Below are 24711 nucleotides of genomic sequence, written 5' to 3'. Positions count from 1 at the left end.
TCTATTCATCATCCTGGCAGCATTTATAAAATTGAATAATTACAAATAATCATGCATCAAAAAAATATAGTCGCAGCAGGCAAGCCGGTAACGGCAACAAGCAAAGTGCTTGTCATGCTACATGGCAGAGGTGGAAGTGCTGAAGATATCTTAGGGTTCGCGACACACCTACATGTGAAAGAATTTTCATTGCTTGCTCCCGAAGCAACTAACAATACCTGGTATCCTTATTCCTTTTTAGTGCCCCCATCTCAAAATGAACCATGGCTTTCATCAGCATTAAAACTTATTGAAGAATTAGTTGATGATGTACTGGCCAAAGGTGTTCCTTTAGAAAATATTTATTTCTGCGGCTTTTCACAGGGTGCTTGCTTAGCGCTAGAATTCGTTGCCCGAAATGCAAAAAGATATGGAGGTGTAGCTGCCTTTACCGGTGGATTGATCGGCGACAAGATTTATAGCGAAAATTACAAAGGAGATTTCGAAGGCACTCCCATTTTTATCGGCACCAGTAATCCTGACCCCCACGTTCCTGTTGCAAGGGTGAATGCTACAACTATCACTTTGAGGAACATGAATGCAGCTGTGACAGAAAAGGTGTACAACAATATGGGCCATACCATCAATGAAGACGAAATTGAGCGTTCAAACAAGCTCGTTTTTAAAGCGTAGCCGCTAAAAGCAAATAAGAAAAATCAACTCTAATCAGGGTGTATCCAAAATAGTTTATAAAACCGCACGTATGAAATCACAAGTATTTAGGAAAGACGAAAGAGGCATTAAAGACATTGGCTGGTTAAAGAGCAATTTTTATTTCAGCTTCAGCGACTATTACAATCCTGTAAAAAGCGCATTTGGAACCCTGTTCGCTTTTAACGACGATTATGTTGAACCGGGCAAAGGTTTCGGTATTCACCCTCACGTAAATATGGAAATCATTTCTGTGTTGCTTAAGGGGAAGATGAACCACATCGACTCGTTAGGCTACAGTACTACAATTGAAGAAGGTGGTGTGCAAATTATGAGCGCAGGCACGGGACTACGACACGAAGAATACAACATTGGTGAAGAGGATGTAAATTTTTTGCAGATATGGATTTTGCCCAAGCTGCAAAACATCGCCCCGAGATACCAGGTACGGAGCTTTCCAAAAGAAAAAAGGATGAACCAGCTTAAGACGATCCTATCGAACGAAGAAGGCCTGGAACATTGCTGGATAAATCAAAATGCAAAGTTCTCTCTTGGACATTTTGATACCGCACAGGAAGTGGTTTACAACTTAAATCCGGCCAACAAATGCTTGTTCATTTTTTCTATTGAAGGAAAAATAAACGTAGATGGTACAGACATCAATGAACGGGATGCGATTGGTGTTTGGGAAACAGGCACAGTGCCTATTCACTGTGACGCCGGCGCCCACTTTCTTGTTATAGAAACTCCCGTCAATCAAAAGTAAGAACCAACTCAATCGAAGTAACCATGAACAACATTAAGATAATTACATCAACCACAAGGGAAGGAAGAAAAGGAATTTCTGTCGCAAATTGGATCACTGGCTTGGCTAAGCAGAATAACAAGTACGCTATTGAATTACTTGACCTGGCTGAAATCAATTTACCCTTCATGGATGAGCCTTATCATCCGCGTCTTCAAAAGTACCAGCATGAGCATACAAAAAAGTGGAGCGAGACAATTCGTACTGCAGATGCATTTATTATCGTATTAGCAGAATATAATTTCGGGTTCCCTGCCCCTATAAAAAACGCTATTGATTACCTATACAACGAATGGATGAATAAGCCCGTTGCTTTTGTAAGCTATGGCGGCGTTTCAGGCGGTCTTCGTTCGACGCAAATGCTGAAGCAGGTTCTTACAGCAGTTCACATGATGCCCGTGGTTGACCAGGTGAATATTCCGTTTTTTGCAAACCATATTGATAACAACGGAATTTTTGTACCCAATGAGACAGTAACAAAATCTGCAGAAGTCATGCTTAAGGAACTGGAGCGTTGGAGTGAGGCTTTAAAAGCCATGAGGACGGCGTAGCTGCGATTCAAATTACCTATGCGGCTACTTTGAATGTTTTACAGATGAAAAATGGTTTCACCAGAAAATAAAAGACGTTTCTTTTTAAAGGAACAATCGACTTATGGTGATTGTTCCTTTTTATTTTTCATCTATTTCCCTGTCGTCGTTTATAACCTTCGCTCCGCCCTCTTTAGCATTTAGCGTTTCAGCGAAAGACTTTAAAATTCATTTAAACCTTACTTTGCGTTCTCAACATAACTGGGGTAGCGTCAAGATGTGGGATTCGTACAAAAAAGGTTTTAAAGCTTACTTACAACTCGAAAAATCGTTGAGTGATAATTCAGTGGAAGCTTATTTGAGAGACATCGACAAGCTCACTTCTTTTTTGATAGCAACCGATGAAAAGATTTCTCCTGCCGAGGTCGACCTGAAATTGTTGCAGAAATTTTTAAAGTGGGTAGGCGAATTGGGAATGACTGCTTCCACGCAAGCGAGAACAATCTCAGGCATAAAAGGCTTCTACAAATATTGCTTAATTGAAGACGTGGTAACTACCGACCCGACAGCGTTGTTGGAAGCTCCTAAACTGAAAAGAAGTTTACCTGATATTTTAAGCTTTGATGAAATTGAAAAGATAATTGGTCAAATCGATCAAAGTAAGCCGGAGGGCGGCCGCAACAAGGCTATTCTCGAAACAATGTATAGCTGTGGATTACGTGTAAGCGAAATTGTAAACCTCCAGATTAGCTGTCTCTATTTAGATGTTGGTTTCGTACGCGTTATTGGTAAAGGAAATAAAGAAAGGCTTGTTCCGATTGGCACTGACGCTATCAAATACATAAAGCTCTACAAAGACAACATTCGGGTTCATGTACCGATAAAAAAAGGTAGTGAAGACATTTTATTTGTGAACAAGCGAGGCGGTCAATTGTCAAGGATCATGATATTTTACATCATTAAAGACCTGGTCAAAAAAGCAGGTATTACAAAAGTTATCTCACCCCACACGTTCAGGCATTCTTTCGCAACTCACCTCGTTGAAGGTGGTGCTGACCTACGAGCGGTGCAGGAAATGCTGGGTCATGAAAGCATTACTACAACTGAGATTTACACACATCTCGATCGCGATTTTCTCAGGAGTACTTTGCAACAATTTCACCCTGCTTTTAATCCACGAACAAAATCAGGTTAAAAAGAAAATTGCCAATGCAGGTAAAAGCTGAGCGAAGATTTCTAGTACAAGAGTGCGACGCAACGAATGTTGAAAGAAGGTATCAGGCCGGCTACCTAATCTGGCTTCTCTCTTTGTTTTTTCTTACATTCGACCGCAATTGTACATGGGAATATTAAAGAGCATACGTACTTCTCCCCTTTCTGACGCGGAGTTGCTGGAGCTATACCAGCAGAACCAGCAGCAAGATATTTTTGCACAGTTATTTCTCCGCTATTACGACCTCGTTTACGCTACGTCCGTAAAATATTTGGGCGACCAGGATGCTGCTAAAGATGCGGTGATGAATATCTACCAGGAACTTGTTGAAAAAGTAAAGGTCCACGCGATTGACAATTTTAAAAGCTGGCTGTATGCAGTGACAAAAAATCATTGCCTGATGCAGATCAGGAAGAATAAAAAGGCGGCTACTGTTGATTTTGACTCTGAAATTATGCAATCTAAAGACTTTTCGCATCTTGAAAACGTATTTGAAAAAGAACGACAGTTAGACAAGCTCGGCGGTTGTATGGAGAAACTGAATGAAGAACAAAGACGGACCGTGCGCTTGTTCTACCTCGAGAACAAATGCTATAACGAGATTACGGCCATCACCGGGTTTGATTGGAACAAGGTGAGAAGCCTGGTGCAAAACGGAAGAAGAAACCTGAAAATTTGTATGGAAGACAATGGCTGATACCCCGTCATATAATCACGCTGAAATTCAACGATACCTGCAACAAAAAATGTCGCGGCAGGAAATGCATGAATTTGAAAAAGCCCTTATGAACGACCCCTTCCTTGCTGACGCGTTGGAAGGATTTTCGGCCAGTGATCCTACACTTGCTCGGGAACACCTGGCTGAAATAGAGCAGCGGTTAACAGCTAGCCACGAAGAAGCCAAAGTGGTTCCGCTACCATCGAGCACTACCGAATGGTGGAAAATCGCTGCTATTATTTTAGTAATTATTTCAGCCGGAGCAATTACCTATTCGGTCGTAAATAATAGTAGCGTTTCAGAAAACGAGGAACAGGTAGCGGCTTCTACACCATCCACTCTTCCTTTTGAAAAAGATAGTCTCCGCCCTGCTGATCATTCTCTGGCAAGCGCAGCGCCTTTGAATAAAAAGGAGCTTTTAGCGAATAAGAAAAATGGCTCTCCAATTATTCATTCTGACGGAGAAGAATTATTAGATCGCCGAGAAACAAAAATTGATGCCGGTAAAGCTGAAGAAACAAACCAGGCCATAGCATCATTGGCACCAACTGCCAATCAAAATGCTGCTGCGCCTGAAATGATGAAACTCCAACGTGGGCTTGCTCAAAACGAATTCAAGGGAACGGTCGTAGATAAAGCAGGTGAACCCTTGCCTTTTGCTGCCATCAAAAGCAATAACGGCAATGCAGCTACAGTGTCAGACGGTAATGGGAATTTTAGCCTAAAAGCTTCTGACAGTGTTTTAGATGTCAATGTTATTTCCCCCGGCTACGCACCTAAAATTGCCAAATTAAGGAGTAACAAGCCAGACAATAAGATTGCTTTGCGGGACGAGGAATTATCATTATCTGAGATGGTGGTAAGTGACCAGTTGAAGAAGAAAAAAAATGTAGTCGCCTCTGTGCAAGTGGATACATCTGTTGCGGCAGAACCGATAGGTGGCTGGAAAAATTTTAAACAATACCTGAACCAGCAGATTGACAGCCTGAAAGCAACGGAACAGCATGAGGGCTTTGATGAAGACATTGTTTTAGAATTTTCAATCGACACGAAAGGACAACCAGTTAATATCAAAGCATCACCTGGAACTGACAAAGCGATCTCTGAAAAAGCCGCCCAAATTTTACGCAACGGACCTCGTTGGAATAATAAAAAGAACGATAAAAAAGTAAAAGTTATAATTGCGTTCTAAACTAAATTCTTACTTCTAGTTACCTTACGTTTGCAAAAATTACCATTATGAATAAATTTTTTCTTATCGGCTTAACTGCTGTTTCATTGTTTACAGCCAATGTAAAAGGGCAGGTTTCGATGCCTGCCGCCAGCACTACCCAGACAATTATCCAGGACTTTGGCATGGGTAGAATTGAACTTACCTACAGCCGTCCGGGTATTAAAGGTCGCCAGTTGTTTGGTGAAAAAACCGAGCTCGCTCCTTATGGTAAACCCTGGAGAACCGGTGCAAATGCAGCAACAAGAATTCGTTTTACCGACAAGGTTACCATCGGCGGTAAGACTTTAGACAGTGGCCGTTATGTTATTTATACTATTCCAGCTGCGGGCCAATGGGATGTTGTGTTTAGCAAAGGAACTGCTTATCCGGGCCAGGATGGCTTTAAGGAAAATGATGATGTGGTACGCTTAAAAGCACCAGCTGCTACCATCGGCGAAACCCTTGAAACTTTTACTATGCTTTTTAGTGAAGTAAAAAATGAGAGTTGCGAGTTGCAAATGATATGGGGTAATACAGCTGTAATAGTTCCGATTACCACAAACATTAAAGATCGTATTCGTACCCAGTTAGAAGCCGCTTTAAAAGGTGACAAGAAGCCATATCAACAAGCTGCTGGTTATTATTATGAGTACGAGAAAAACTATCCGAAAGCGTTGGAAAACATTAATAAAGCAATAGCTGAAAATCCTAAAGCTTATTATATGTACCTGACAAAAGCCAGAATTGAAAAAGACATGGGCAACAAAGCTGCTGCAAAATTGAGCGCTCAAAAAACTGTCGAACTAGCCAGGGAAGGAAAAAATGATGATTATGTCATTTTTGGAAATGAGCTGTTGAAAAATCTATAGTAGCTATTTTAATACTTTGAAGCCTCTGCATTTGCAGGGGCTTTTTTTATGGAGCCAGCGAAAGTAGTATGGGCAGCATTGTTGCGTCGCACACTTGTACGGAGGGAGGTTTGGGGAACGGGAGTTTGTGTGGTTTTGTAAAACTTCACTTTGCAGTGGAGGCCTCATCCTCGTTCCTTCTCCTCGGGGAGAAGGATGCCTCTCGGTAAGAGGTTTATAACTTTTTAAGGCAATTTTGAAAATTTGCAGAAATAAAAAAAGGTAGAGACCCCGATGCGAAATTCGGCAAACAGACAACAGTTATTGCATAAGGGACATCGGCCGGTTGGGTGCTGAGCGAAGCGAAAGCATTCAAAAACATGCGTAGCAGTTTTTGAAACAAGCGGGTGGAGTCCTGTTGCAATAACGAAGCCTTGCGGCTTGAGCAAAAAAGTTAGAAATTTTAAACGGTCAAATGCAAAGGCATCTATTTAACCTCCAAAACCTTCGCTCTTTGCGAAACTCCATTCTCATTGAATGCTTCGATAGAAAAGTAATATTGCTGATCAGTTGTAAGGGCTTTCAAGTTCAAAGAATTCTTTCCGTATACCATCCACGAGCTGTAAATTTTATCAGGAGCAATACCCCACAAAATATTATATCCTTGTGCCCCTGGTTGAGGTTCCCAGGTAATCATTGCATCTCTTCTATCAGTATGTCGTTTCACTGAAAAGTTCTTTACAACAGTTGGCACCTTTCCCTGCCCGATTCCGAAAATCCGTAAATCAGAGATGGACAGATTAGTCATAGGGACATTAATATTTTTGTATCGAACGTAGCGTACTATCTGTGGTGTTCCCAACTCCACATAATCATTTGGAACATCCTTAAAACTATTGCTGCGGTCAACTAAATTGCTCCAGTTTTTTCCATCTAAAGAACCTTCAATTGTATAGCGATGGTACAAGTTTGGAACGCGGCCGTACAAGTCGGATTTATAATCGTGATAGTTCACCTGTACTGCATACACCTTCCCCGGTTTTTCGAGGTCGATCTCCAGCCATTGTTGGTCGTCATTTTTTTCCGCTACCCAAAAGGTTTTTACATTTTCGTCGGTAGTAACCGTAGCAGGAAATTTCTCCATTGAAGACGAAGCTTTTACCGGCTTGTTATAAGACAGCAGCATCCAGCCGGTAAATTGACCCATCTTACCGGCAACGGTAGGCGCATGGTGCGGATAGTCGCCAAACGAAGTATTAGAATACATCAAACCATCCTTATCAAACCAGGCCGGGTACATGCAGATCCGTCTCTCCCATCCCACGTTTATATTTACAGCAGCAGAGGCAAAATGCCAATAGGTATTTGATGAACCAACAACTGTACTTCCATGACCTGCCCCGTTTGAAAAACCTCCGGGCTTATAAAAAACAGGATTATTAGGTGCATACCGATAAGGGCCAAGAACCGAGTCACTCATGTAAACTCCGTCAGCATATACATTAAACTCAGTACCGGGAGCGCCATATTGCATGTAATACTTATTGTTGTGCTTCGTCAGCCACGCCCCTTCCATATAGCCCCCAAGGACAGTATCAGAATGGTTTTCTCCGAACCGCTCCCACCCGTGCTTTTTCATGTCAAGACTAAACAATTGATAGGTAGAATCAGATGCACTAAAGCGATGGTTCTTATCCAATACTTTCGCCCTTATCGGAAACACGTTTGATGAGCCCCAGAACATATAAGCCTTCCCATCATCATCAATAAATAAATCAGGATCCTGTAAATCATTTAAAATTGAGGGTACAGCTTTCCAATCTCCTTTTTTAGGATTGTCAGTATATAACACACTCATAGAACCAGAAGGATCACCGGCAACATATAAAACTGAGTCTTTGTAGTTGTGAGCGGCGGGAGCGTTCGATCCCTGGAAATACCATTTTTCAGGAGTGATAAACGTCCATCTAAGCAGGTCAGTAGAATGCCAATAACCTAACGAACGGGTGACAAACATATAATACTCTCCTCTAAACTTCACCACTGCAGGATCAGCGCCCGAACGATAAGAAATATTTTTATCAGCATTGTAAATCATGTAAGTGTAATCGAGATTAACGGGATTACAATACGTGCTCATCTGAGTCTCCTGCGCGCTAAGCTTTAAAAGAAAACCGAAGCAAATTGTACAGGCGATTAAAAAAATAACCTTCGTTTTATTCATGGGGCAATTGTTGAGTGGCAAGAATACCTGTAAAAATAATGGCTACGGTAAGATAAATCTGAGAAGATTTACTTTGAGCATTTAATGGGTAAAAAGTAAAAAAGGAGAAAAAGGTTAGTCCCTGATGAGCAGATAAAAAGCAGAGGTAATTCCTATAAACAGCATCAAAATCAACATAAGTTTGGTCAGAGTGTTTTGATACTTTCTTCGTTTCCTCAACTCTTTACTTACCGTCATTTTCAATTGAATTTTTGTAAAATGGAAGAAAGTAATAGAGTTCCATTCCTTCTCATATTTGAAGAACAGAATAAATTTTAGGAGAAAGATTAGCGAGAAAATACAAACCAATACAATTTGACTTAACGGTATCAGCTCTCTTAAATTGATCATACTACAATTTTCGTACAGCCACAACAATAAGCGATACTACAAAACCGTGCCGATTATACAGTCGTAATTTAAAGACAAGGGTTGCCTCGAGTAACAATTGCATTGCAATAAGAATTGGCGGCCCTATTATTTGTTCCCTTTATACTAACCCAACAATTTCAGTACTTTCATTTTACAAATCAATTGTTTTCAGTGCTTTACAGCTTGGTAAAATATTTAGTGAGATGGGGACTATTGATTTTCTTCAGAAAAATTGTCTTCGAAAATAGGCTTTCACTAAACAAAGAAGGCCCTTTGTTGATTGCATGCAATCACCCAAACTCTTTTTTAGATGCACTTGTAATTGGTTCTCATTTTAAACAACCAATTCATTTTTTAGCACGTGGCGATGCATTTAAAAATCCGTTTGCAAAAAGATTATTAGGTGCGCTAAAGGTGATCCCTATCTATCGTTTAAGCGAAGGAAAAGAATACCTGGCGCTAAACGACACCACTTTTGAAAGGTGCACAGAAATCTTGAAGGAAGGTGGAATAGTATTGATCTTTTCTGAAGGGCTCTGTTTAAACCAGTGGAAGCTCAGGCCATTAAAAAAGGGAACTGCCCGCATTGCTTTAAATGCCTGGAAGGAAATAAAAATGGGCGACGACTTTCGTGTGCTGCCGGTTTCATTAAATTATAGTTCTTTTTGCCGTTTTAGAAAAAATGTGATTATTCGTTTTGGACGAGCAATAGAACGCAGTGAAATTCTATCAGAAAAATCCGAAGGAGAGCAAATTATTGAATTAAATAAATTGATTTATTCAAGGTTAAAAAAGGGGCTGGTACTGGAAGAAAATGATCAAGGAGTGATCACTTTTTTATTATCAAACTTTTTCTTGTTTAAAAAAAGTAAAACACAGCTGATAGCAGCTTTAAAGGAAAAACAAATCTTTCTTCAAAAAAGGTCAAAACTATCAATCAATAAGTTGAGAGGCACCAAGCAAGTTGCGTTCACCAGTGTCGATTTTATAAAGTCAGTTTCGATTCTTCTTGTACTTTTTATACCGGCGTCAGTGGGATTATTGCTCCACTTGCCTTTGTACATTCCTCTTGTGAGATTTATAAAGAAGAAGACTCGAGGAACAGTCTTTTATCATTCAGCGCTGTTTGGAGCCTCAATTCTTATCTACCCTCTCTATACTGTTATTATTTCCCTGGTGGTGGCGGTTTTCTTTGGTAGTATCACCTTCCCCCTAGCCCTTATTTTACTGCCAACTTTAGCCCTGATCGTTTTGATATGGCTAGATGCTTTAGAACGCACGATCAACTTTTACAACTTGTCCACAACCGAAAGAAAAGAGATACAAAGCTTAGTTTTTGAAAATTAAATAAGCTTTGGACATTGCTGATTTAATAACCAAAAGTATAAGTGAGTGACACAACAATGTTGAAAGAAGTGGCGTGGCTTGTTCAAAAGGATAATACAAAAATAAAAACGCCGACTATTTAACCTTGTTCAAAGCAAGCATCCCTATCATCCAGTCAGGTAACGGGGCTTCACTTTTTCGCGCTTTTAAATTCAGGCTCAGGTTTAGCTTTTTAAGTATAGGAACTTTGTGTGTTTCGACCAGCTCTATCAATGTTCCGTCAGGGTCTTCTGCATAACAAAATCTTCCGGCCGAAGAACCCATCGAAAAAGAATTGGCGCTGTCAACGCTAAAATTATATCCAAGTGCGAGCGATCTTTCTTTAAGCAGGTCCATATGTAATACGTCGAAACAAAGATGGATAAAACCACAGTCGCCCCAAAACCGATCCTCGTAAATTTTCTTTGGAGTAAAGTTCAACGCCTCGACCAATTCAATTTGCACGCTTCCCAGAAGTTTACTAAACGCCCCCTTATTGGCCAGTTGCTTTTTCAATAAAACGCGCTTAAACTGCTGGCCCTGCTGTTGTATAAATGGGAGGTCAATTGCCGGAGCGGTGCCACTATAAATGACTTCATCAATGCCTAATACACCTTGATAAAAACGGAGAGCTTTCTTCATATCTGACACGCCGATTACTGCACCCACTACTCCACCACAAATACTCTTTCCAGACTTAAACCATTCGTCACCTTCAACAATATTAAAGTGATTTCCGTAAGGGTCTTTAAGCCAAAAATGCAGCCGATCATCAGGACTGGCAAACAAATCAGAAATAGTTACTGAAGCAATGTTTTTAAAATGTTCATGCGCAGCCGCAACATTTTTAGATTTTATTCTTGTTGCAAATATTCCAAGATCGCCGAACCGATGCTCACTTTGCTGCCGAGGCGTTCTTGAAGTAAACTGCCATATTTCGAACCCGCCGCCGCCAAACAAATTCATGGAAAGTATTGCATGGCGTTTATGTACCTGGCTCCCAGTATACTTGGTCATAAGAGACGCTTCCGCATAATCATCAAAGATCAGGACGTTCATGCCGAACAAATCTTTATACAAATACTTCGCTTCGTCGGCATTTGTAACTCCAATGCCAACCTGTTGAATACCTGTAATCAAATTTTTCATACGCCTGGATATGAAATTATGTACGAGGGTGAAAGTCCATAAGATTTCTTCTTATCTATACACCAGCAATTCCTTGTATTTACTGACCATTTCTTGCTGCGAACGACCGTCTTTATACATCTTCACAATTGTTCTGTTAGCCCACTGTACTTTCAGCCAACTATTGGTATCATATTTCCGGGCTGAAACAAGTGCATTTTTTGCCAAGATTTTGTACCTGCCCATCTCTTTTGCCCTCGTGACAATGTCGTAATCCTCCATTATGAGCATTTGTTCATTAAAGCCTTTTACAGCATTAAAAGCCGATTTAGTCATAAACAAGGTTTGGTCTCCACCATAACAAACGAACCAATCAAAGCGGGTAAAAAAGGCATTGATTTTTAGAACGGCTTTTTTGCTGGCAAAAGCGGTTCGATAGCGTCCAAAAGCATAACCATCAGATACGGCTTGCTCAATATCTTTTGCAAAAGTTACCGGGGGAAAAGTATCGGCATGAATAAAATATAAAATATCTCCTTGCGCGATAAACGCTCCAAAATTCATTTGTGCGGCCCGGCCTTTATTTACAGATAACACAGCTTTTGCTCCCGCAGATTGCGCAATGCTTAACGTATCATCAGTACTTCCACCATCGGACACAATGATCTCACAAGCATTTTTGTTGCAGTTTCCTGCCAGGTAAGAAACAAGCCGGGCAATATTATCAGCCTCGTTATAGGTAGGAATGACGATGCTAATCATAAGCAATTTTAAAGGATTTTTGTGTAGCCTGCATTCGTTCTTTCATGATGCTCCGGTTGTGTCACTCCCTTGTACGGTATCTTTTATATCGGCAGTCGTTTCATTCGCGCCAAACTTCAGCTGCACTGCACTCCCTACTTAAATCAAAAACGTCAAGATCAAGATAAGGTGTTTTGAGATTTCCTATCTTTATTTATGCTTTTACAATTAGAAAATAATCATCGGGGCGACGTAGATAAGTTGCTGGAGTTTGCAAAACAAAATAATTTAAAGCTTTCGGTAGTCGACGAGAGTGATGCGCCTCATCTTCCCGGAAAACCTCTCACTAACGATCAGGTAAATCTCCTAATAGAAAAGAGTAGGAAAAGCGGAATGATCTCCTTACAAAACGCGCATCAACAAATCAGGGAAAGTTTCAATGCAGATTAATTATACATCTGATGCATTTGAAACATTGATACAACTCGTCAATTTCACCGAGACTACTAATACCACTGGGGCAGGACTAAGGTGGCTCAAAAAGTATGAAGCATTTTTAGAAAAGAAATTGTCAAATAACACTGGGATTAGACTATGTAACAACGCTGCTCTAAACAAACTACATCTACAGTGCATTTATTACAATGTTTGGCTAATTGCATACTCCGTAGAAACTAACCGTATACTAATAGAAGCAATCTTACATAAATCAAGAATAGTTGACTAATGGCCAAAGTTACTGAACGCCAGAACTAACTTATCAAAACCTGCCAAGCCTCATCAACCTTATTTTCATCCAATAGTCGTGCGGCATATTGATGCTTTTTTACTTCATAGTTCGGCTGATCTTCATCCGATTTAGTATCGAGGTTTTCAAGGTGTTTATTTGAAAAAGCCAAATCTGGCGAAGGAACTCGTTGCACGTTTGCAAGCATTCCCAAATGATTACCGGTAAGAATTTTACTGGTGCGAATACTTTCGGGAAGGGCATCTATTCCAATTCCTATAAGTGCATTCGGTTTAGGTACTATGAACAAATTTTCTTTTGAAACTTTACAATACCAATCACCCCCTAATCGTGCTACCAGTTCAAATCTTGTTTGATCAAACTTTTTTTCTGCTGTCAGTAAACTATCCTCTATATGCAAGTAGACCACTTCACAAATAACCAAATTTCCTGCGCCACTTTCTGTGCCTAAAGATTTTATTTCAAGCACTTTGCATTCAAGTTTTGCTTTGCTTTCTTTAACCATGGGCGGTGCTACCATAGTCGCCTGCTCTTTTGTAAAACCTACTTTTGTAAACTCATCCACCCCTTTAGCAAACTCACAACTTGCTAAGGAAGTTTGTTGTACCATATTGTAAGAAACGATATTAATTACTACCTCAGGCACTTCCATTACATTTTGTAAAGTGTGCTTAGTTGTGTTGTCTCTTACCCGCCGCGAAGGAGAAAAAATAACAATTGGCGGATTGGAAGAAAACATATTAAAAAAGCTGAAAGGACTAAGATTGACATTCCCTTCTTTATCGATGGTTGAGGCAAAACAAATGGGTCGCGGAGCAACAACATGCTGCAAATAATACTGCTTTTCTACCGTAGTTAAATCCTTTAAATCAAATTTCATCAGCAACGTTTAACTACTTACATGTTTTCTTTTAAGAATACTCCAGTCAGTTTCTTCAGCGATAATGGTGTTTTGCAATATTCCTAAGTGGGCTATCTCCATCTCTACCTTATCGCCGTTACTTAGCCACTGTTCCTGGTAACTGCTGTCTTTCAATTTGCCCGTTCCGTTTAGTTCGAGGAAACAACCCGTACCGACTGTGCCACTGCCAATGATATCGCCGGGATAAAGGTCAACACCATAAGAAGCACGTTCGATAATTTCGGCAAAAGTCCAATCCATGTCGGCGAGGTTACCTTCACTAACTTGTTTGCCGTTGACTTTGCAAGTCATTTTTAGGTTCCAGTTTTTGCCAATGTGGTTTGGTTTTGCAGGCGCTTCAAATTCTTTCAGTTCGTTAAGCGTCACAAGCCATGGGCCTGTGGTAGTGGCAAAATCTTTTCCTTTTGCCGGTCCTAAATTGAGTAGCATTTCTTCCATTTGCAACCGCCGGGCACTTAGGTCATTCATGATCATTAGCCCGGCTATATATTGATCAGCGTCTTCTGCTTTTATGTTTTTTCCTTTTTTGTTGATGACGATTGCAGCCTCCAGCTCAAAGTCAAGTTTCTCTAAATGATCAGGCATACACATTACGTCTCCGGGCCCTTCAACGCTACGATGGTTGGAAAAATAAAAGATTGGATATTGATCGAATTCAGGAATCATATCAACCTTACGGTTTCTGCGTGCGGCAGCGACATGTTGTCGAAAAGCATACGCATCTCTTAGCGAAGTTGGAAGCGGAACAGGAGCTAACAACTGAACGCTGTTATACGGAATAATATTTCCGGAATAAGGCGAACCTTCTCGCAATGCCGTTACAGCCTGTAAAGCCGTTTGATAATTTTTATCCCAGTTCTTTAAAAAGTCAGCCATGTTAGCTGGCAAATCAGGCGATAAGCTGTTTGTATCGTACAAGTACTCGTCATGCAACAATGCCAACTGGTCGTGACCCGATTTGAAGTAAGAAACTAGTTTCATGTGATGGCTTTTTTGGGTTTTAGAAAAACAGTGCTTCAAACATGAAAAGTAAGTAGCACCTGGTTGTTTTGTTACAGATACGAATACTGTTCCACCTTGTTGACTAAAAATGAAAAGTACAAGAGTGCGACGCAACGAATGTGAAATAGTAGCACAATTGCCAGGTAAAAAAAGATCTCTTTTAACCAGATCCCGAATTATTCTATCCAGCTTTCTGTATAACCCGGCTTCTCAATTTCTATCGCTTGTTGTGTAAGCATAAGGGGGTGAAAAGTGTCGACCATAACTGCCAACTCTTTGGTCTCTTTTGCTCCAATACTCTTTTCAACAGTTCCGGGATGAGGGCCGTGTGGAATGCCTGCAGGATGAAGGGTGATCATTCCTCGGGTTACATTTTTGCGGCTCATAAAATCGCCGTCGACGTAGTACAAAACCTCGTCACTGTCAATATTACTATGATTATAGGGAGCAGGAATTGACAGGGGGTGATAATCGAATAGTCGCGGAACAAAAGAACAGACGACAAAATTATTCGCCTCGAACGTTTGATGAACGGGCGGCGGCTGATGTACCCGGCCGGTTATTGGTTCAAAGTCGTGAATGGAAAACGCATAGGGATAGCAACAGCCATCCCAACCAATTACATCGAAAGGATGACCTGCATAATGAATATTGTACAGTACGCCTTTCTTCTTTGTTCGTACCAAAAAATCTCCTTTTTCAGTATGTGTTTGCAAATTCTGCGGCGGGCGGAGGTCTCTCTCAAAATAAGGAGAATGCTCCAATAACTGACCGTACTTACTCAGGTACTTTCGAGGGAAACGTATAGGGCTGAAAGACTCAACTATGAACAGTCGATTGTGTGCTGTATTGAAATCCACCTGGTAAATAGTGCCGCGAGGAATGATGAGGTAATCGCCATAAGAAAACGGGAGATCACCATACATGGTCTTTAACGTGCCGGTTCCTTCATGCACGAAAATCAACTCATCTGCATCAGCATTTTTGTAATAATAATCTAGCAGGCTTTTTTGCGGAGACGCTAAAACAATATGAACATCATTGTTAACTAAAACAGGAATACGACTTTCTAAAAAGTCAGCGGCCGGTTTAATATTAAAGCCTTCAAAACTTCGATGCTTCAGCATTTTTTCTTCTGCAATCCTTGGTGCTACATCGACAGGGTTTTCTGTTCTTATAATTTGAGTGGGCGGATAAACATGATATAAAAGAGAATAATCGTTTGAAAAACCTTCTGTAGAAAATAGTTCTTCTGAGTATAATGAACCATCAGGTTTTCGGAACTGGGTGTGGCGTTTTTGCGGTTTCTGTCCCAGGGAATAATAGTATGGCATGGCAAACGGTGTTGAAGGTGAAAAGGATGTAGTTCTAAACCATAGCAAAAACATCAGCGAAGGAGCTTTGCAACAACAAAATCACATATGATTATTTCATTTTCTAAACTTAAAAAAGCTACCATATACTTTTTCTTATAATTGATGCACCTATAACCCAGATTCTTCCAAATACGGCGGCGGCAATTACATATTTCTTCTTGTCCAAGGTTACAGTATTCATTCTATTTTATTATTTCGTTCTGCAAACGGCTTTCAGCTACAACTTACAAATTCCCTCTCGCTTCCTGCTCTCTTTCAATTGCTTCGAAGAGGGCTTTAAAGTTACCTTTTCCAAAGCTCTTTGCTCCCTTTCTTTGTATGATTTCAAAGAAAAGCGTCGGTCTGTCTTGAACAGGTTTGGAAAACAACTGAAGCAGGTAACCTTCATTATCCCTGTCAACTAAAATACCTAATTCTTTTAGAGGTTCAAGGTCTTCATCTATGTGTCCAACACGATCGAGCAAATCATCATAGTAAGTATTTGGAACTTTTAAAAATTCAACTCCGCGACTCATTAAGTCTCGTACTGTTTTTACGATGTCGTGTGTAGCCATTGCTACGTGTTGTACACCTTCGCCATCATAAAATTCAAGGTATTCCTCCACCTGCGATTTCCTCTTTCCTTCTGCCGGCTCGTTTATCGGAAACTTTACAAAACCGTTTCCATTACTCATTACCTTACTCATGAGCGCGGAATATTCGGTAGAAATATCTTCATCATCAAAAGTGAGAATATTCTTGAATCCCATCACTTCTTCGTAAAACTTAACCCACTGGTTCATCCGGTTCCGACCGACATTCCCAACGCAATGATCTACGTACAGCAAGCCTGTATCAGTGGGTTGAAAATGAGGAAGACTCCAGGCACGATAACCTGGCATAAAGACGCCGTTATAATTTTTTCTTTCGATAAACAAATGAGCTGTATCTCCGTAAATTTTTACTCCGCTCATAACAACTTCACCGTTTTCATCTTGCAGTCGATGCGGCTCCACATAGCTTTCAGCACCCCGAAAAGTTGTCTGATCCCACGCATCAGTTGCATTGTCGACCATGAGAGCTAAATGCTTTACACCATCACCATGTTTATAAACATGATCGGCTATTGGATTACCTGAGCGAATAGGTGTAGTGAGCACAAAAGTGAGTTTGTTTTGACGTACTACATAACTAGCCCTATCCTTTATCCCTGTCTCGGGGCCGGCGTAAGCAATGGCCTGGAAACCAAAAGCGCTCATGTAATAATGAGCGGCCTGCTTAGCGTTTCCCACGTAAAATTCTACATAATCCGTTCCCTGCAAAGGGAGAAAATCAGCATTATTTTCAATAACTCTTTTTTCTAAAGAAATGGTTGACATGGCAATTCGTTTTTTTAGTTAAATAATTGTAGCACACGGAACGAATGCTACATCAATTGAATAAGAAACTCACAATGCCGTGTCAATTGCAAGCGCCTGCATTAGGCAGACATAGTAATTATGCCTGGTAAAGAAGAGTTTATGTGGATAGTCCGGGCGCATCTTTTATAAAAATAGTTCTTCTTAATTACCTCAAAAATTATTCCTTTACTAGCAACGATTTAGAGCAGTACTTCCTAATTGCCCTTAACAATCTATACAGACGTTTTTAGCTTTGGATGTTTTTAGACCTTTATCCCCCATTCGGGTAAACAATAGGACGTTAAGAACGTAATGAGTCAAGTTCACTTAACAAACAATTTTTATAAACCGTTACAAACTCATTCTATGCAGGCAATTTGGAAAAACGAAATCTTAGCTGAAAGCGATAACACAATCGTTGTTGAAAACAACCATTACTTCCCTCCAGATTCACTGAATAGAAAATTCTTTAAGAACTCAAGTACACATACTACCTGTGCGTGGAAAGGCGAGGCGTCTTATTATTCCCTGGAAGTAAATGGAACTAAAAACAAAGACGCAGCGTGGTTCTACCCCAGTCCAAAGCAGGCAGCAAATCAAATAAAAGATTATGTCGCTTTTTGGAAAGGAGTAGAGATAAAGAAGTAACTGAGCTTTTAATCATTTTAGGAGCTTTTTATTACTTTCTCAAAACACGTATCTCCTGTTTTTAAATTCACTATCGTCCCTTAACCTGGCTCATTTTAAATCTCAAATAACAATATAAAAGCTTTTGCCTTCTACCCTACCTTTACACCTCAAATTATTTCTTACCAAAAATTGATTGTTACGATGAAAATTACTGTAGTAGGTGCAGGTGCCGTAGGTGCTACCAGTGCCGATAATATTGCCCGTAAAGAACTTGCATCTGAGCTAGTCTTGCTCGACATTAAAGAGGGAATTGCAGAAGGCAAAGCACTCGATATGATGCAGACCGCAGCATTATTTGGTTTTGACACTCGCATTACCGGTTCCACAAACGACTATTCTAAAACTGCTGATAGCGACGTTGTGGTAATCACTTCTGGTTTGCCGCGTAAGCCAGGCATGACTCGCGAAGAACTCATCGGCACCAATGCTTCTATCGTAAAAGGTGTAACAGAAAATCTTTTAAAATATTCTCCCAACGCAATTATCATCGTTGTTTCCAACCCAATGGATACGATGACATACCTCACTCTTACCAGCAGCGGCGTACCTAAAGAGCGCATTATTGGTATGGGTGGCATTCTTGATAGTGCTCGTTTTAAATGTTATTTAAGCCAGGCTTTGGGTTGCAGTCCAAACGACCTTAACGCGATTGTTGTAGGTGGTCATGGCGACACTACTATGATCCCGTTAATTCGTTATGCTACCTGGAACAGCGTACCGGTGACAGAATTTTTAAGCCAGGAACAACAACAGAAGATAGTAGCAGACACGATGGTTGGTGGCGCTACGTTAACCAAGCTTTTAGGTACTAGTGCATGGTATGCTCCCGGTGCTGCGGTTGCTGCTTTGGTTGAAAGCATCGTTCGCGACGAGAAACGTTTGTTCTCTTGTTCGGTCAGCGTAAATGGCGAATATGGGCAAAGCGATATTTGCTTGGGCGTACCGGTTATTATCGGTAGAAATGGATGGGAGAAGATCATCGATTATAAACTAAATGAACAGGAACAGACTACTTTTAGTAAGAGTGCAGACGCAGTCAGAAACATGAACGATGTTTTAAAGACTTTGTAGCACCAAATTAAAAACAGAAAACTTTTTCATATTCAAGCCTCAACGGATTTTCCTGTTGGGGCTTTTTATTTTTCTATTAGCCGGGCTGCTAAACCTTAAGAATCTTTTCTTGCGTCGCACACTTTTACTGACGTCCTTTATTCAGCCCTTAGAGGCTTACAGCAACCATAAACAGCTGCGGCAAATCAACTTGAAAATTTCTTCCAACTCCATCCACCCAAGCCGTTAAAAAAACAACCGTTTTTGTCGATTGGCACGAAAATTTTAAATCTATCAGTCAAATCTTTAAAAATGGAAACTTCACAAACAATACTACAAGGCTCAAGTGATACAGAGAAGGGAGCCTATCTCGGTGCCATTGCATCTATTGCAACTGCTGACCGGCAGGCAACGGAAGAAGAAATTGATTACTTAAGCCAGCTTGCCGATGCTGCAAATCTTTCACAAGAACAAAAAGAAGCGGTTATAAGCGCCGCACAGGAAATATCAGATGAAGACGCAAAACGTTGTTTGGATGTTTTAAAAACAAGCGAGCTGAAGTTTTCTCTTGTCACCGATTTAATCGCCTTTGCAAAGGCAGATGGCGAATACACAGACGATGAGAAACAGAACATTCAAAAGATGGCTGATTATTTAGGGGTGAATAAGGAACAGTTTTCACTCTTAGATCATTTTACTGATAAAGCTATTAATACTTCAACAGCTAATACAGCCACTCAACCAGGTTCTCAAAACATCAACACACTTGCTGGCGCCCTAGAGCCCGAGAAAACGGATTTCTTATCATCACTTGGATTGAAAGATAAATTACAAAGCGCCGGCATTAAGGGCGGCGGATTACTAAAAGGACTTATTGGCGTCGCGGCCCCGATGCTATTGGCGAGAATGGTTACCGGCGGACTGAACAGAAACCGTGGGGGTGGTATGTTTGGCGGCGGAGGTGGCATGTTTGGAAATAGTGGCGGCGGCATGTTCGGTGGCGGAGGAGGAATGTTTGGTGGCGGAGGAGGATTACTTGGGGGAGGTTTAGGTTCTATCTTCTCAATGCTAAATGGCGGCGGTGGCGGATACCGTAGATCCGGCGGCCTGCTTTCAAGGATTTTTGGGGGAGGATTCTAAAAACAAAATTATCAACAATTAAATAATAAATATGAACTGGATCTTACAATTACTGATCAATGCAGCAATCTTATTGCTTGCCTCTAAACTGATGACTACAGTTAAAATAAGAAGTTTTGGTACTGCAGTTTTAGTTGCACTGGTAATCGGAATATTAAATGCAACAATAGGTGCCTTACTAAGATTTCCATTGAACCTGTTTACATTTTTCCTGCTTTCATTCTTTGTCAGGCTTATTGTACTTGCTATAGTTATAAAAATAGCTGATAAATTCTTTTCAGGTTTTGAGGTCGCTTCGTTCACAACGGCAATCATACTAGCTTGTATTATGTCAGTCGCAGGAAGCCTCGTTTCTTATTTTTTAATCGGTAATACTTATTAAATCAAACCAAATTATGCACTATTCAAAAATCAAATTACTTGCTGTTGGACTACTGTTCTCAACAAGCATTTTCGTTACCTCTTGTAAAGGAAAGAAGGACAATCACGCAACAACTGATGTAGATACTACGGCTACAACCCCAATTCAGTCGGCTCCAGCTCCGGTAGAGATCTCAGCAGACGACGCGTTGACAACAGGGGCAAAAGATGCAACCAAGGATTATCCCGGGGTGAATGCAACCGTTAACAATGGAGAAATAACACTTACAGGTGAAATTCAAAGAAGCAGGCTGCAGAATTTAATGCAAAGTTTACAGTCTCTACGACCAAAGAAAATCAACAACCAGTTAACTATTAAATAAGCGGAGGAAACATTTTATGGCATTACAAGAAAAATATAAAGAGCTGATAGATGCAGCCGCTGCGGCAGGTGTTCAAAATTTACAGGTTAGGGAACAAGACAACGTGTTATACATTGACGGCGAAGCGCCAAGCGGGCAGGTAAAAGATAACCTTTGGAACATTTATAATAAGATTGATCCCGATTTTAGAGCGGCCGATGTAATTATGAACGTCAATGTTTCCGCAATGTCGGCGGGTTCAAAAGCAACAGTCACAACGCAATCATCTAACCTAAACGTAAGAAAGGGACCTGGTACAGATCAACCGATCGTAGGAAAAGCCGCGCATGGTGAAACGGTAACAATAGTCAGTAAAACTAACGACCAATGGTACCTGGTAAGAACAGATGCAGGGGAAGAAGGATACTGCTATGCACAATACTTATCCGAGGGATAATAAAAATTTCAGGTAAAACAAAAAGAGGCGGTGCACTTGCATGGCCTCTTTGTTTTATACTTTCTCTACTTAAATAAATATCCTGCGTTCTATGTGGAATTAAGATTAGAATTAGTCTCTCTCCCACCCGTTACTGACTAATCTAACTGCTCAAGCTCGAACCACTTCACTAATCTCCTGCTAATTAGAATTTCCCTTCTGCTTTCACTGCCACCTCCGACATGTTATGTTTTTCCATGCACTTGAAATGACCAAGCGGACACTTACTGTAACCAATTTTGCTGCAAGGCCGACACCATAGTTTTTTTATTTCAAAAAGGACGTGTTCGACATTGGTGTTACCAAAGTACGGGGTCATCCCAAAGGCAGGGACGGTATTACCCCAAACACTAATTATCGGTTTTTTGAAAGCAGCAGCAATATGCATCAAACCTGTGTCGTGTGTTACAATAACCTTTGCTCGTCTAACAAGATCTGCACTTTCGTTCAGGTTAAATTTTCCGCAGGAATTGTAAATTTTAATTGGATCGATAGAAGCAATCTCGTCACCAATTGCCCTGTCTTCAGGGCCGCCAAGAAGTACGATCGGATGATTAATTTTTGTGCACAACTCTTTCAGTTTATACAGGGGCAACTTTTTTGTGTTGTGAGCAGCGCCTATAACAATACCCGTATAACCAAGAGATTGAGCGGCAGGTATATCATGATCCGGTACCTTGTCTTGCACGGGAATAAAATAGTCTAACCCCTTTCCATCATTTTTAACCCCAAAAGACTCAACTGCTTCAAGATAACGATCGACAATATGAATAGGCGGCAACAAGTTAATTTTAAGAGCAGTAAGCAGCCACTTCTTTATATTCAATTTATTAAACGAAAAGGCAGGCACTTTACTAAGTGCCTTCTTCACCTTCAACGTACGAAGGTTGTGATGTAAGTCTATAATATGGTCAAACGCCTCTTTGCTTAGTTTATTTATCATCCCGTCAAAATCCTCTTCTAACACGTGCACTTTATCTATGTACGGATTGCTTTCAACTATTCCCTTAAAACTATTTTTTGTAAGGTAATGTACCTCTGCACCTTCCACCTGTAGCTTCAGACCTCTGATAACGGGGGTCGTAAGTACAATATCTCCTATCGAAGAAAACCGAATAATTAAAAATTTCATCGCGCGAAGTTAAGGGTGTTCCAGGTGGAAGACATGTAGGGAAGCCGACATAACTTCCTTTTTCAGCATCGTTGTGTCACTCACTTTTACTATTGATCTTTATTCAACCTATTCTATAAAGAGGCGAAATTATAAGCTTTAAGTTCGGAGGTTGGAAGAGTTGTTGAAATTCATTAAGTCGAACGGAGCGTCGCAACGATGTTGAGAAAAGAACAGATGCGTAATATCAAAATCCTCTTAGGAACAAAGCTACTCCACGTACATCAGATCTTTTCCGAAAGTCTCCCGGGTGAAGTAAGCGGCGATGAGGGTAATGATCATGATGATTACGGCAGTGATTATGCCTCCGGTTATAAAGCCGGATTTTTCACGGAGAAATTTAAACAACAAGATCATTAAAGGCAAAGCGCCTCGAACCATGTTGGGGACAGTGGTTGCGGCCGTAGCTCGTAGATTAGTTCCGAACTGTTCGGCTGCCATGGTAACAAAGATGGCCCAAAAGCCGGTGGAAAAACCGAGGCAAGCACAAATCAGGTACATGGTGAGTGCAGATGAGCCGTTTTGCATAAAGAAGAGAGCCATGCAAATCATCGTCATAATATAGAATATAAAAAGCGCTTTTCTGCGGCTTTTTAGGGCCTGGCTAACGAAACCGATAGCGATGTCCCCCAGCGAAATACCAACGTAAGCAAACATGATTGCCCTTCCCGGATCGATCGGCTCTGATATAGCCATGTTTTTTCCAAATTGGTCAGAAAAGGATACCATAACCCCTATTACATACCAGGTCGGCAAGCCAATTAGAATGCATTTCATGTACTTAAAAAATCTCTCCTTATCAGTAAAAAACATGAAGAAGTTTCCGCGGCTAACATTCATTTCCTTCACCTGGTTAAACATATTACTTTCGAAAACACTAATACGAAGAAGTAATAGCAGCAGCCCCATGCCGCCACCTATATAGTAGCATATGCGCCAATCGAATTGTTTGGAAATAAAATAAGCGACTACAGCGCCAGTAAGACCAAAGCCTGCAACCATAGAGGTACCGAGGCCTCGCTTTTCTTTAGGTAATAATTCAGAAACCAATGTGATCCCTGCACCTAGTTCTCCTGCTAAACCCACTCCGGCAATGAAGCGCAGCAAAGCATACTGATTGACAGTATGAACCATTCCATTAGCAATATTCGCAAGAGAGTATAAAATAATTGATCCAAATAGAACGCTTAGCCTGCCCTTCTTATCACCCATCACACCCCATAAAATTCCGCCAAGCAACAGGCCAATCATTTGTATACTAATGATGAATTCACCACTCGTTAATACCTCACGTTCCGATAGGCCTAAAGAAGTCAGGCTTGTTTTACGGATAATTCCAAAAAGGAGCAAGTCATAAATATCTACAAAGTAACCAAGGGCAGCCACGAGTACAGGAATCGAAAACAAGCCTGCCCTGGCATTTTCGTGTTGGCTCATAACAATTTTTTGTCTTTACCCATGTCTTTTATCAAATCTTCCGAAGCAGCAACTCCTTCGTCCTTTTTACCAAAGAACAATTTAAATAAAACAGGTAGAGTTGTTATAAGAATGATGACTATGGCGATCGCCTCGATATGGTCTTTCAAGCTAAAGTGAAACTGAGTTTCTACCCAACGCTGCAAATAGTACCCTCCGAGCATCATTGACAAAACCCAGGCAGCGCTGCCCAGAATATTGTAGAGAGTAAAAGCGGGTTTTTCCATTTTTACAATTCCTGCCACAATAGGTGCAAAGGTCCGCAGAATAGGAAGGAACTTTGCTATAAAAATTGTTGCCTTACCGTACTTCTCGTAAAATTCTTTGGCGCGCAACAAATGCTTTTTTCTAAAAAGAAACGAGTCTTTCCTTTCAAACAACTGAGAGCCGTATTTGTAACCAAACCAGTAGCCTACCATGTTCCCTAAAATAGAAGCTATTGTTACTAAAATAACAATGACGCTGAAATGTACTCCATAAAATGCCTTGGATAAATCCTGCACATAAATGCCGGCGGCAAACAACAGGGAGTCACCCGGAAGAAAGAAACCAACAAACAAACCTGTTTCAGCAAAAATTACCAGTAGAAGTACATACAGTCCACCGTTGTGTATGATCCACTCAATAAATTGCTGTACAAAACCTTTATCCAT

General features: G+C 40.7%; 25 protein-coding genes. 15 read left to right on the top strand and 10 right to left on the bottom strand.

Going from position 1 to position 24711, the window contains the following annotated elements:
• The first annotated feature begins 51 nt into the window (after positions 1 to 51).
• From SAE01_RS03765 to SAE01_RS03735, 7 genes are all read left to right on the top strand, one after another.
• A complete protein-coding gene (locus tag SAE01_RS03765) occupies positions 52 to 672 on the top strand; it encodes an alpha/beta hydrolase (RefSeq protein WP_147202326.1) in 621 nt (206 codons plus the stop codon).
• A gap of 70 nt (positions 673 to 742) precedes the next feature.
• Complete coding sequence (locus tag SAE01_RS03760; protein ID WP_147202325.1) at positions 743 to 1456, top strand: pirin family protein; 714 nt, start codon at positions 743 to 745, stop codon at positions 1454 to 1456.
• A 23-nt stretch (positions 1457 to 1479) separates the two neighbouring features.
• Positions 1480 to 2046 (top strand): NADPH-dependent FMN reductase, encoded by a 567-nt coding sequence (locus SAE01_RS03755; RefSeq protein ID WP_147202324.1) that lies wholly within the window; start codon positions 1480 to 1482, stop codon positions 2044 to 2046.
• A 256-nt stretch (positions 2047 to 2302) separates the two neighbouring features.
• Positions 2303 to 3220 carry a site-specific tyrosine recombinase XerD gene (gene xerD, locus SAE01_RS03750; protein ID WP_147202714.1) on the top strand — a complete coding sequence of 306 codons (918 nt, stop codon included), beginning with the start codon at positions 2303 to 2305 and terminating at the stop codon, positions 3218 to 3220.
• A 145-nt stretch (positions 3221 to 3365) separates the two neighbouring features.
• Positions 3366 to 3935 carry an RNA polymerase sigma factor gene (locus SAE01_RS03745; RefSeq protein ID WP_147202323.1) on the top strand — a complete coding sequence of 190 codons (570 nt, stop codon included), beginning with the start codon at positions 3366 to 3368 and terminating at the stop codon, positions 3933 to 3935.
• Positions 3928 to 5148 carry a carboxypeptidase-like regulatory domain-containing protein gene (locus SAE01_RS03740; protein ID WP_147202322.1) on the top strand — a complete coding sequence of 407 codons (1221 nt, stop codon included), beginning with the start codon at positions 3928 to 3930 and terminating at the stop codon, positions 5146 to 5148. The genes SAE01_RS03745 and SAE01_RS03740 overlap by 8 nt, the downstream gene beginning before the upstream one ends.
• 47 nt (positions 5149 to 5195) lie before the next feature.
• A complete protein-coding gene (locus SAE01_RS03735; RefSeq protein ID WP_147202321.1) occupies positions 5196 to 6038 on the top strand; it encodes a DUF2911 domain-containing protein in 843 nt (280 codons plus the stop codon).
• Positions 6039 to 6504: 466 nt separating this feature from the next.
• Here SAE01_RS03735 and SAE01_RS03730 read toward each other — a convergent pair whose 3' ends face one another.
• Entirely contained in the window at positions 6505 to 8241 is a 1737-nt protein-coding gene (locus SAE01_RS03730; RefSeq protein WP_147202320.1) for a family 43 glycosylhydrolase, read from the bottom strand.
• Between the two features lie 609 nt (positions 8242 to 8850).
• Between SAE01_RS03730 and SAE01_RS03720 the strand changes: the two genes are divergently transcribed.
• Positions 8851 to 9999, top strand: coding sequence for a 1-acyl-sn-glycerol-3-phosphate acyltransferase (locus tag SAE01_RS03720; RefSeq protein ID WP_218029078.1), 1149 nt, complete (start codon positions 8851 to 8853; stop codon positions 9997 to 9999).
• 114 nt (positions 10000 to 10113) lie between these two features.
• Here the strand turns inward: SAE01_RS03720 and SAE01_RS03715 are convergent, their stop codons facing one another.
• Positions 10114 to 11166, bottom strand: a complete 1053-nt coding sequence (locus SAE01_RS03715) for a VOC family protein (RefSeq protein WP_147202317.1) — start codon at positions 11164 to 11166, stop codon at positions 10114 to 10116.
• 51 nt (positions 11167 to 11217) lie between these two features.
• Positions 11218 to 11907 (bottom strand): TIGR04283 family arsenosugar biosynthesis glycosyltransferase, encoded by a 690-nt coding sequence (locus SAE01_RS03710; RefSeq protein WP_147202316.1) that lies wholly within the window; start codon positions 11905 to 11907, stop codon positions 11218 to 11220.
• Between the two features lie 195 nt (positions 11908 to 12102).
• Between SAE01_RS03710 and SAE01_RS03705 the strand changes: the two genes are divergently transcribed.
• The gene (locus tag SAE01_RS03705) at positions 12103 to 12336 is read left to right on the top strand and encodes a hypothetical protein (protein WP_147202315.1); all 234 of its coding nucleotides are present in this window, start codon (positions 12103 to 12105) and stop codon (positions 12334 to 12336) included.
• Positions 12337 to 12638: 302 nt separating this feature from the next.
• Here SAE01_RS03705 and SAE01_RS03700 read toward each other — a convergent pair whose 3' ends face one another.
• The 4 genes from SAE01_RS03700 to hppD form a co-directional block, all read right to left on the bottom strand.
• Complete coding sequence (locus SAE01_RS03700) at positions 12639 to 13514, bottom strand: flavin reductase family protein (protein ID WP_147202314.1); 876 nt, start codon at positions 13512 to 13514, stop codon at positions 12639 to 12641.
• A 9-nt stretch (positions 13515 to 13523) separates the two neighbouring features.
• Positions 13524 to 14537: a fumarylacetoacetate hydrolase family protein gene (locus SAE01_RS03695; protein ID WP_147202313.1), complete on the bottom strand. Its 1014-nt coding sequence runs from the start codon at positions 14535 to 14537 to the stop codon at positions 13524 to 13526.
• 197 nt (positions 14538 to 14734) lie between these two features.
• Positions 14735 to 15892 carry a homogentisate 1,2-dioxygenase gene (locus tag SAE01_RS03690; protein WP_147202312.1) on the bottom strand — a complete coding sequence of 386 codons (1158 nt, stop codon included), beginning with the start codon at positions 15890 to 15892 and terminating at the stop codon, positions 14735 to 14737.
• A gap of 266 nt (positions 15893 to 16158) precedes the next feature.
• On the bottom strand, positions 16159 to 17292 hold the full coding sequence (gene hppD / locus SAE01_RS03685; RefSeq protein ID WP_147202311.1) for a 4-hydroxyphenylpyruvate dioxygenase: 1134 nt from the start codon (positions 17290 to 17292) through the stop codon (positions 16159 to 16161).
• Between the two features lie 387 nt (positions 17293 to 17679).
• Between hppD and SAE01_RS03680 the strand changes: the two genes are divergently transcribed.
• From SAE01_RS03680 to SAE01_RS03655, 6 genes are all read left to right on the top strand, one after another.
• Positions 17680 to 17961 carry a DUF427 domain-containing protein gene (locus tag SAE01_RS03680; protein WP_147202310.1) on the top strand — a complete coding sequence of 94 codons (282 nt, stop codon included), beginning with the start codon at positions 17680 to 17682 and terminating at the stop codon, positions 17959 to 17961.
• Between the two features lie 183 nt (positions 17962 to 18144).
• Positions 18145 to 19074 (top strand): malate dehydrogenase, encoded by a 930-nt coding sequence (gene mdh, locus SAE01_RS03675; protein ID WP_147202309.1) that lies wholly within the window; start codon positions 18145 to 18147, stop codon positions 19072 to 19074.
• Positions 19075 to 19365: 291 nt separating this feature from the next.
• Positions 19366 to 20193: a tellurite resistance TerB family protein gene (locus SAE01_RS03670; RefSeq protein ID WP_147202308.1), complete on the top strand. Its 828-nt coding sequence runs from the start codon at positions 19366 to 19368 to the stop codon at positions 20191 to 20193.
• A gap of 31 nt (positions 20194 to 20224) precedes the next feature.
• Positions 20225 to 20575, top strand: a complete 351-nt coding sequence (locus tag SAE01_RS03665; protein ID WP_147202307.1) for a phage holin family protein — start codon at positions 20225 to 20227, stop codon at positions 20573 to 20575.
• A 13-nt stretch (positions 20576 to 20588) separates the two neighbouring features.
• The gene (locus tag SAE01_RS03660; protein ID WP_147202306.1) at positions 20589 to 20936 is read left to right on the top strand and encodes a BON domain-containing protein; all 348 of its coding nucleotides are present in this window, start codon (positions 20589 to 20591) and stop codon (positions 20934 to 20936) included.
• Between the two features lie 16 nt (positions 20937 to 20952).
• A complete protein-coding gene (locus tag SAE01_RS03655; RefSeq protein WP_147202305.1) occupies positions 20953 to 21372 on the top strand; it encodes an SH3 domain-containing protein in 420 nt (139 codons plus the stop codon).
• A 184-nt stretch (positions 21373 to 21556) separates the two neighbouring features.
• Here SAE01_RS03655 and SAE01_RS03650 read toward each other — a convergent pair whose 3' ends face one another.
• From SAE01_RS03650 to SAE01_RS03640, 3 genes are all read right to left on the bottom strand, one after another.
• Positions 21557 to 22543 (bottom strand): glycosyltransferase family 9 protein, encoded by a 987-nt coding sequence (locus SAE01_RS03650; protein ID WP_147202304.1) that lies wholly within the window; start codon positions 22541 to 22543, stop codon positions 21557 to 21559.
• Positions 22544 to 22792: 249 nt separating this feature from the next.
• The gene (locus SAE01_RS03645; protein WP_147202303.1) at positions 22793 to 24019 is read right to left on the bottom strand and encodes an MFS transporter; all 1227 of its coding nucleotides are present in this window, start codon (positions 24017 to 24019) and stop codon (positions 22793 to 22795) included.
• A complete protein-coding gene (locus SAE01_RS03640; protein ID WP_147202302.1) occupies positions 24016 to 24711 on the bottom strand; it encodes a DedA family protein in 696 nt (231 codons plus the stop codon). The genes SAE01_RS03645 and SAE01_RS03640 overlap by 4 nt, the downstream gene beginning before the upstream one ends.

Source organism: Segetibacter aerophilus, from assembly GCF_007991655.1.
In the GTDB taxonomy this organism is placed as follows: domain Bacteria; phylum Bacteroidota; class Bacteroidia; order Chitinophagales; family Chitinophagaceae; genus Segetibacter; species Segetibacter aerophilus.
This window is presented reverse-complemented; position numbering and strand designations above follow the sequence as displayed.